The organism is Rhodospirillales bacterium (assembly GCA_016872535.1).
Lineage (GTDB): Bacteria > Pseudomonadota > Alphaproteobacteria > Rhodospirillales > 2-12-FULL-67-15 > 2-12-FULL-67-15.
Map to the genome: position 1 here is coordinate 1 of VGZQ01000114.1, position 6,815 is coordinate 6,815.

Sequence of the window (6,815 nt, forward strand, 5' to 3'; positions counted from 1 at the left end):
GAGCGGTTTAAGGCACCGGTCTTGAAAACCGGAAGACCCGCAAGGGTCTCGTGGGTTCGAATCCCACCCCATCCTCCAACGCTCGCGCCGCGATTCACGCGCGACCGAATTTCGCCAGCAGCGGATCGGCGATGCCCTGGCGGAGTGGCAAACTGTCAGGTGATTACCAGATCAGGACACTCTGTTTGTTAAAAAACCGCTTAGCCCAGGTCTTGCACCGCGCCGCAAGATCAGACCTTGCACCGTCGCGGCCGTCCGAACGGGCTATGCGGCCTTCCGCAAAGCCTTCATGACGGCGTTCGGTATCCTGGCTATCACCTTCAAGAAGCCTTGCGTCGCCGCGTCGGGCGCGCGCCGCCCTTGTTCCCAATCCCGCAAGGTTCCGACCGGAACGCCGAAGCGCGCCGCGAAGGCGCGCTGCGTCAAGCCCGTGGCGGCGCGGGCGCGGCGGGCCAGCAGCGCGCCGTAGCCGCGCTCGAATTCGTCGTCCGTCAGCGGCGCGTCGGGATCAACGCGGCGCTTTCTTTTGCCAGTAGCGTTTCGTTTCTCTCTCATTGGCTTTCCTCACGCTGATGATCCGATGGCTTCCGTCCCGCTCGGCGTAGACGCAGACCCAAACCCGGTTTTGCACCCGCCCATAGGTTATGGTTCGCTTTTCAACGTGCGACATTCTCAAGTCCAACGCGTCGGCCCGGTCGGGATCGGCAAGGACCGCCGCCCCGAACGCGAGCGAGACGCCGTGTTTCCCGCGATTGATCGCGTCCTTGCGGGCGTCGAACGCTATCCGCATTTTCCAATGGTACGGTATTGCCGTACAAAGGGCAAGGTGGGGAGAGAACCGGTAGTGCCTCGGTTTCACGGCCTCCCCCTTCGACAAGCTCAGGGCGAGGCGGATATTCAAGGCCTCATGCCGAGCCTGTCGAAGCATGAGGACCGAATCGAGGCACTACCCGAATTTGGCAATACGGATGGGTGGCCGAGCGGTTTAAGGCACCGGTCTTGAAAACCGGAAGACCCGCAAGGGTCTCGTGGGTTCGAATCCCACCCCATCCTCCAACGCTCGCGCCGCGATTCACGCGCGACCGAATTTCGCCAGCAGCGGATCTTTGATTCCCGCCTCGGCGAAGCCCTTGGCGCGCAGCGCGCAGGAATCGCACGCGCCGCACGGGCGCCCGTTCGCCCCGGGGTCGTAGCAACTCGTCGTCATGGCGTAATCGACGCCGAGGGCGACGCCCCGGCGGACGATCTCCGCCTTGGTCATGGCGATCAGCGGCGCGTGGATCGAAAAGCGCCTGCCTTCGGCGCCGGCCTTGGTGGCGAGATTGGCGAGGCGCTCGAAGGCGGCGAGATAATCGGGCCGGCAATCGGGATAACCGGAATAATCGAGCGCGTTGGCGCCGATGAAGATATCGCGCGCGCCGAGGGTTTCCGCCCAAGCCAGCGCGAACGAGAGAAAGATCGTGTTGCGCGCCGGCACGTAGGTCGCGGGAATCCCCTGCCCGATTTCTCCCGCCCCGCGGCCCTTGGGCACCGCGCCGCCGCCGGTCAGCGCCGAAGGCGCGATCACCCGCAGATCGACATCGACCACCGCGTGGCCGGCCGCGCCGAGCGCGCGGACGAGCGCGCCCGCCCGCGCGATCTCGATCGCGTGGCGCTGGCCGTAACGGACGCTGAGCGCGTGGGCGGCGAAGCCCTCGGCCTTGGCGATCGCCAGCACCGTCGCCGAATCGAGTCCGCCGCTCAGCAGCACCACCGCCGGCTTGGCCATCGCTTGCGTTTCCCCCTCAAACGACAACGGCCCGGATCAACCGGGCCGCGATCGTGACGCCGATTGCGCGACGCCTTAAGCCGCGTAGCCGCCTTCGCGCCAGGCGGACGTACCCTTGCACGACGGGCAGATGCGCTCGCCGATGTGGCTCGACATGAACGGCTTGCTGCACATCAGGCAGCAGCGCCGGCGGCGGTCTTCCTCGCGGTCGGCGATGGGCTTCTTGGTATCGTTGTTCGAACTCTTGGACGACATGGTACTCTTTCACTTCTCTCGTTCGCGAACGCTCCCGGACGGGGACGCGACGCCCTTCCCCGGCCGACGATTCGCGCCGGGAAGTGACACCGTTGGCATTAGGAGCGAACAAACAAGCACCCGGTTCTTATCCACAGGGAACCCGGCGCAACGCCATCAAGCTTCCACTTGTCCGCATTATACAGATATTTAGAACGCGCTTTTGTGCATCGCATTCATGGCACATATGATTTTTTTGCGTATCACCATTAAGTGACATTAAGTATTTGCATGGCTTACGCGATGGTGGGCCGATGTCCGGACCCCTGCCCCATCGACCGCCCTAGGGAGGCCAAGCCGGCCTCGGGACGGGGCGACGGCAACGACCCGAGGAGCAAAACGCGGCGGGTTTTCATTTCCGCGCGACCTGCTTTAACGTCCCGGCCATGAAATCGCCAACCATGACACGGCGCGTCAACCGCTGGGCGCGCGCCGGGTTCGCGCTCGCGCTTGCCATCGCCGCCGGATCGCCCGCGCGCGCCCAAGAGAAAGTCGTCCACGTCTACAACTTCACCGACTACATCGCCGACGAGGTGCTGAAGTCGTTCGCCGCCGAAACCGGCATTCGCGTCGTCTACGACGTCTACGACAAGAACGAAATTCTCGAAACCAAGCTGCTCGCCGGCAAAAGCGGCTACGACGTGGTGTTTCCGTCGCTCAAGCCGTTCGCCGAACGGATGCTCGCGGCCAAGCTGTTCCGCCCGCTCGACAAGGCGAAGCTGAAAAACCTCGGCAATCTCGAACCCGGAATCATGCGCACCATGGCCGCGGCCGATTCCGGCAACGCGCACCTGGTGCCCTATATGTGGGGCACCACCGGCCTCGGCTACAACGTCGCCAAGGTCAAGGCGGCCCTCGGGTCTTCGGCACCGGTCGATTCCTGGGCGCTGCTGTTCGACCCCGAAAACGCCAGGAAGCTCGCCGCCTGCGGCATCAGCGTGCTCGACGACGACGAGGCGCTCACCGCCGCGCTGATCTACTTGAAACGCGATCCCAATTCGGCGAAACCGGAGGACCTCGACGCCGCCCAGGCGCTTTTCCGCAAGGTGCGGCCGTACATCAAGCACATCCATTCGTCGCTCTATCTGGACGCGCTTGCCAACGGCGACATCTGCCTGGCGCACGGCTATTCGGGCGACATCATCCAGGCCCGCAACCGCGCGGCGGATGCCAAGAACAACGTCGAGGTCGGCTACGCGGTGCCCAAGGAAGGCGCGGTGCTGTGGATCGACGTGATGGCGATCCCCAGGGACGCGCCGCACGCGGACGCCGCGCACGCCTTCGTCGATTACCTGATGCGGCCCGAAATCATCGCCCGGATTTCCAACAAGGTGTCCTACGCCAACGCCAACGCCAAGGCGACGCCGCTGGTGGACAAGGACGTGCGCGAGGACCCGAACATCTATCTGTCCGAAGCGGCCAAGGCGCGCCTGGTGACCCTCAAGGTCCTCGACGAGCGCGAGCGCCGCGCGCGTACCCGCGTCTGGACCCGGATCAAGACCGGGCAATGACGACGTGACGTCGCCGGATTCGTCCGCCGCGCTTTCCGCGCCGCTCGCGCGGCTCGACGGCGTCCGGCGCGCGTTCGGCGCCACGGTCGCGGTCGACGACGTCACCCTCGACGTGGCCGAGGGGGAGTTCCTGACCCTGCTCGGCGCGTCCGGCTGCGGCAAGACGACGCTTTTGCGCATGCTCGCCGGCTTCGAGCGGCCCGACCGGGGCCGGGTTTACATCGGCGGCGCGGACGCGACCGATACGCCGCCCTACCGCCGCCCGGTCAACATGATGTTCCAGAGCTACGCGCTTTTTCCGCACATGACGGTCGCCGACAACGTCGCCTTCGGTTTGCGCCAGGAAGGCATGGCGAAGCCGATGCGCGACGCGCGCGTCGCCGAAATGCTCGACCTTGTTCACCTGACGGGCCTCGCCGCGCGCAAGCCGCACCAGCTGTCGGGCGGCCAGGCGCAGCGCGTCGCGCTCGCGCGCAGCCTCGCCAAGCATCCGCGCCTGCTTCTCCTCGACGAGCCGCTCGCGGCGCTCGACCGCGTCCTGCGCGAGAAAACCCAGTTCGAGCTGATGGACCTGCAAAAGCGCGTCGGCATCACCTTCGTCATGGTCACCCACGACCAGGAGGAAGCCATGACCATGTCGAGCCGGATTGCGGTGATGAACGCGGGCCGCATCGTCCAGATCGGCGCGCCGGCGGATATTTACGAAAACCCCGCGTCGCGCTTCGTCGCCTCCTTCGTCGGCGCCGCCAACATCCTGGAAGGCCGGATCGCGCGCGCGTCCGCGACCGAAACCGACATCGAGATCGCGGGGCTGGGCCCGGTGCGCGTGCGCGCCACGGACGGAAGCGCCGCGGGCGCCGCCTGCGCCGTCGCGCTCAGGCCGGAAAAAATCGCCGTTGGACCGGCGCCCGCCGGTCAGTGCGCCGCGCGCGGCGTCGTCGCCGAGGTCGGCTACATGGGCGGGCTTTCGGTCTATCACGTGCGGATCGGCGAGACGTTGATGCTCCGCGTCCAGACCGCCAACCGCGAACGCGGCGGGCGGGCGCTGGCCCCCGGTTCGGCGGTCGAACTGCACTGGCCGGCCGAGGCCTGCGTGCCGCTGAAGGAATGACCATGCGCGTCCCCGCCGCCAAGTGGCTCGCCATCGCGCCGCCCTACCTGTGGCTGCTGCTCTTTTTCGGCCTGCCGTTCCTGATCGTCCTCAAGATCAGTTTCGCCGAGCCGGCGATGAGCGTTCCGCCCTACACGCCCCTGTTCGCGCGGCAGCCGGACGGAAGCCTCGCCTTCGCCGCCAGCGCCAACACCTATGCGACTTTGTTCGGCGACGGGCTTTACGCGCGCGCGTTTCTCAATTCCGCGCGGATCGCCGCGCTCGCGACCCTGGTCGCGCTGCTGATCGGCTACCCGATGGCCTACGGCATCGCGCGGGCCAGGGAATCGTGGCGGCCGGGATTGATGCTGCTGGTGATGCTGCCCTTCTGGACCTCGTTCCTGATCCGGGTTTACGCCTGGATTGGAATCCTGAAACCCAACGGACTGATCAACAATGCGTTAATCGCTCTCGGATATACCGGAGAGCCGCTTCCGCTGCTGCACAACGATTTCGCCGTCGTGCTCGGCATCGTCTATTCGTACCTGCCGTTCATGGTGCTGCCGATCTACGCCGCGCTCGCGCGCCAGGATATACGCCTGCTCGAGGCCGCCGCCGATCTCGGCGCGACGCCTTGGGTGGCGTTTTGGCGCGTCACCGCGCCGCTGTCGCTTGCCGGCGTCGCCGCCGGGTGTCTTTTGGTGTTCATTCCCGCGGTCGGCGAGTTCGTGGTGCCCGATCTCCTCGGCGGCGCCGACGCCCTGATGATCGGCAAGGTGCTGTGGGCGGAGTTCTTCGCCAACCGCGACTGGCCGATGGCGTCGGCCGCGGCGGTGCTGCTGGTCGCGGCCTTGGTCGCGCCGATGATGGCGCTGCAACGGGCCGAACGCGAGGATTTGGGAGAAGCGCCATGAACCGTTCGCGCTTTCCCACGGTCGCGCTGCTGTTCGGCTTCGCGTTTCTCTACGTGCCGATCGCTTCGGTCATCGTCTATTCGTTCAACGCTTCGCCGCTGGTGACCGTATGGGCGGGATTTTCGACCCGCTGGTACGGCGAGCTGTTCGCCAACCGCCAGATGCTGGAGGCGGCGTGGCTGAGCGTGCGCATCGCCGCCGCCGTGGCGACGGTCGCCGCCCTGCTCGGCACGCTGGCGGCGGTGGCCCTGGCGCGTTTTCGTTTCCGGGGCCGCGCCCTGTTCGGCTCCCTGGTCTACGCGCCGATGGTGATGCCGGAGGTGGTGATCGGGCTCGCGTTGCTGCTGCTGTTCGCGGCGACGCGGGACGCCGTCGGCTGGCCGGAAACGCGCGGGTTCGCCACCATCCTGCTCGCCCACGTCACCTTCGCCATGGCGTTCGTGACCGTGGTGGTGCGCGCGCGCCTCGCCCAGGTGGACCGCACGTTGGAAGACGCGGCGATGGATCTGGGCGCGACGCCGACGAAGGCGTTTCTTCAGGTGACGCTGCCGTTGATTGCGCCGGCCGTGGGCGCCGGCTGGCTGCTCGCCTTCACGCTTTCGCTCGACGATTTGGTGATTTCGAGCTTCGTCGCCGGGCCCGGGTCCTCGACGCTGCCGATGGTGGTCTATTCGTCGGTGCGGCTCGGGCTCAATCCGCAGATCAACGCCCTGGCCACCCTGATCGTCGCCGTGGTCGCGCTCGCGATCGGTATTGCCGGGTGGCTGATGGCGCGGCGCGCGGGCGCGACATCCATCTCCTGAAGTGCCCCGCCCCATGCCCGCCCCTTCGAATATCAGCTTCATCGAATTGTTCACGCCCAAGCTGGTGACGGTTTTCCGCGAGGGTTACGGTCTCGCCCATTTGCGGGCCGACGCCATCGCCGGAATGACGGTGGCCATCGTCGCCTTGCCGCTCTCCATGGCCATCGCCATCGCCTCGGGCGCGTCGCCGGACCGGGGCCTTTATGCCGCCATCGTCGGCGGGTTTTTCGTGTCGCTGCTAGGCGGCAGCCGGTTCCAGATCGGCGGGCCCGCCGGCGCCTTCATCGTGCTGGTGGCGGCGACGGTGCAGCGCCACGGCATCGACGGACTCCTGCTGGCGACAATTCTGGCCGGCGCGATCATGGTCGCGGTCGGATTGTTCCGACTCGGCACCTACATCAAGTTCATCCCCTACCCCGTCACCGTCGGCTTCAC

Annotated in this window: 9 protein-coding genes and 2 tRNA genes; 7 read left to right on the forward strand and 4 right to left on the reverse strand. The window is 66.5% G+C overall.

From position 1 onward, the window contains the following. Positions 1 to 78, forward strand: a tRNA-Ser gene (locus tag FJ311_15315). Between the two features lie 186 nt (positions 79 to 264). Here the strand turns inward: FJ311_15315 and FJ311_15320 are convergent. Beyond that, positions 265 to 555 (reverse strand): helix-turn-helix domain-containing protein, encoded by a 291-nt coding sequence (locus tag FJ311_15320; protein MBM3952806.1) that lies wholly within the window; start codon positions 553 to 555, stop codon positions 265 to 267. Continuing rightward, positions 509 to 790, reverse strand: a complete 282-nt coding sequence (locus FJ311_15325; protein ID MBM3952807.1) for a BrnT family toxin — start codon at positions 788 to 790, stop codon at positions 509 to 511. Before FJ311_15325 ends, FJ311_15320 begins: the two co-directional genes overlap by 47 nt. A gap of 176 nt (positions 791 to 966) precedes the next feature. Between FJ311_15325 and FJ311_15330 the strand changes: the two genes are divergently transcribed. Continuing rightward, positions 967 to 1,056 (forward strand) — tRNA-Ser (locus tag FJ311_15330). Positions 1,057 to 1,072: 16 nt separating this feature from the next. Here the strand turns inward: FJ311_15330 and queC are convergent. Both queC and FJ311_15340 read right to left on the reverse strand, forming a co-directional pair. Next, positions 1,073 to 1,768, reverse strand: a complete 696-nt coding sequence (gene queC, locus FJ311_15335) for a 7-cyano-7-deazaguanine synthase QueC (GenBank protein ID MBM3952808.1) — start codon at positions 1,766 to 1,768, stop codon at positions 1,073 to 1,075. A 75-nt stretch (positions 1,769 to 1,843) separates the two neighbouring features. Then, complete coding sequence (locus FJ311_15340; GenBank protein MBM3952809.1) at positions 1,844 to 2,023, reverse strand: hypothetical protein; 180 nt, start codon at positions 2,021 to 2,023, stop codon at positions 1,844 to 1,846. A 440-nt stretch (positions 2,024 to 2,463) separates the two neighbouring features. Here FJ311_15340 and FJ311_15345 point away from each other — a divergent pair, with 440 nt between their 5' ends. The 5 genes from FJ311_15345 to FJ311_15365 form a co-directional block, all read left to right on the forward strand. Beyond that, complete coding sequence (locus FJ311_15345) at positions 2,464 to 3,573, forward strand: polyamine ABC transporter substrate-binding protein (GenBank protein MBM3952810.1); 1,110 nt, start codon at positions 2,464 to 2,466, stop codon at positions 3,571 to 3,573. Positions 3,574 to 3,577: 4 nt separating this feature from the next. Continuing rightward, positions 3,578 to 4,684 (forward strand): ABC transporter ATP-binding protein, encoded by a 1,107-nt coding sequence (locus tag FJ311_15350; protein MBM3952811.1) that lies wholly within the window; start codon positions 3,578 to 3,580, stop codon positions 4,682 to 4,684. Next, positions 4,681 to 5,577 carry an ABC transporter permease subunit gene (locus FJ311_15355; protein MBM3952812.1) on the forward strand — a complete coding sequence of 299 codons (897 nt, stop codon included), beginning with the start codon at positions 4,681 to 4,683 and terminating at the stop codon, positions 5,575 to 5,577. Before FJ311_15350 ends, FJ311_15355 begins: the two co-directional genes overlap by 4 nt. Further along, positions 5,574 to 6,380: an ABC transporter permease subunit gene (locus tag FJ311_15360; protein MBM3952813.1), complete on the forward strand. Its 807-nt coding sequence runs from the start codon at positions 5,574 to 5,576 to the stop codon at positions 6,378 to 6,380. The genes FJ311_15355 and FJ311_15360 overlap by 4 nt, the downstream gene beginning before the upstream one ends. A gap of 13 nt (positions 6,381 to 6,393) precedes the next feature. Further along, a partial coding sequence (locus FJ311_15365; GenBank protein MBM3952814.1) for a sodium-independent anion transporter occupies positions 6,394 to 6,815 on the forward strand: 422 nt, incomplete at its 3' end.

Excerpts from the sequence above, each read along its gene's own strand:
- FJ311_15325 (MBM3952807.1), bottom strand. The coding sequence starts at position 790 with ATGCGGATAGCGTTCGACGCCCGCAAGGACGCGATCAATCGCGGGAAA.
- FJ311_15340 (MBM3952809.1), bottom strand. The coding sequence starts at position 2,023 with ATGTCGTCCAAGAGTTCGAACAACGATACCAAGAAGCCCATCGCCGAC.
- FJ311_15360 (MBM3952813.1), top strand. The coding sequence starts at position 5,574 with ATGAACCGTTCGCGCTTTCCCACGGTCGCGCTGCTGTTCGGCTTCGCG.
- FJ311_15320 (MBM3952806.1), bottom strand. The coding sequence starts at position 555 with ATGAGAGAGAAACGAAACGCTACTGGCAAAAGAAAGCGCCGCGTTGAT.
- FJ311_15345 (MBM3952810.1), top strand. The coding sequence starts at position 2,464 with ATGACACGGCGCGTCAACCGCTGGGCGCGCGCCGGGTTCGCGCTCGCG.
- queC (MBM3952808.1), bottom strand. The coding sequence starts at position 1,768 with ATGGCCAAGCCGGCGGTGGTGCTGCTGAGCGGCGGACTCGATTCGGCG.
- FJ311_15355 (MBM3952812.1), top strand. The coding sequence starts at position 4,681 with ATGACCATGCGCGTCCCCGCCGCCAAGTGGCTCGCCATCGCGCCGCCC.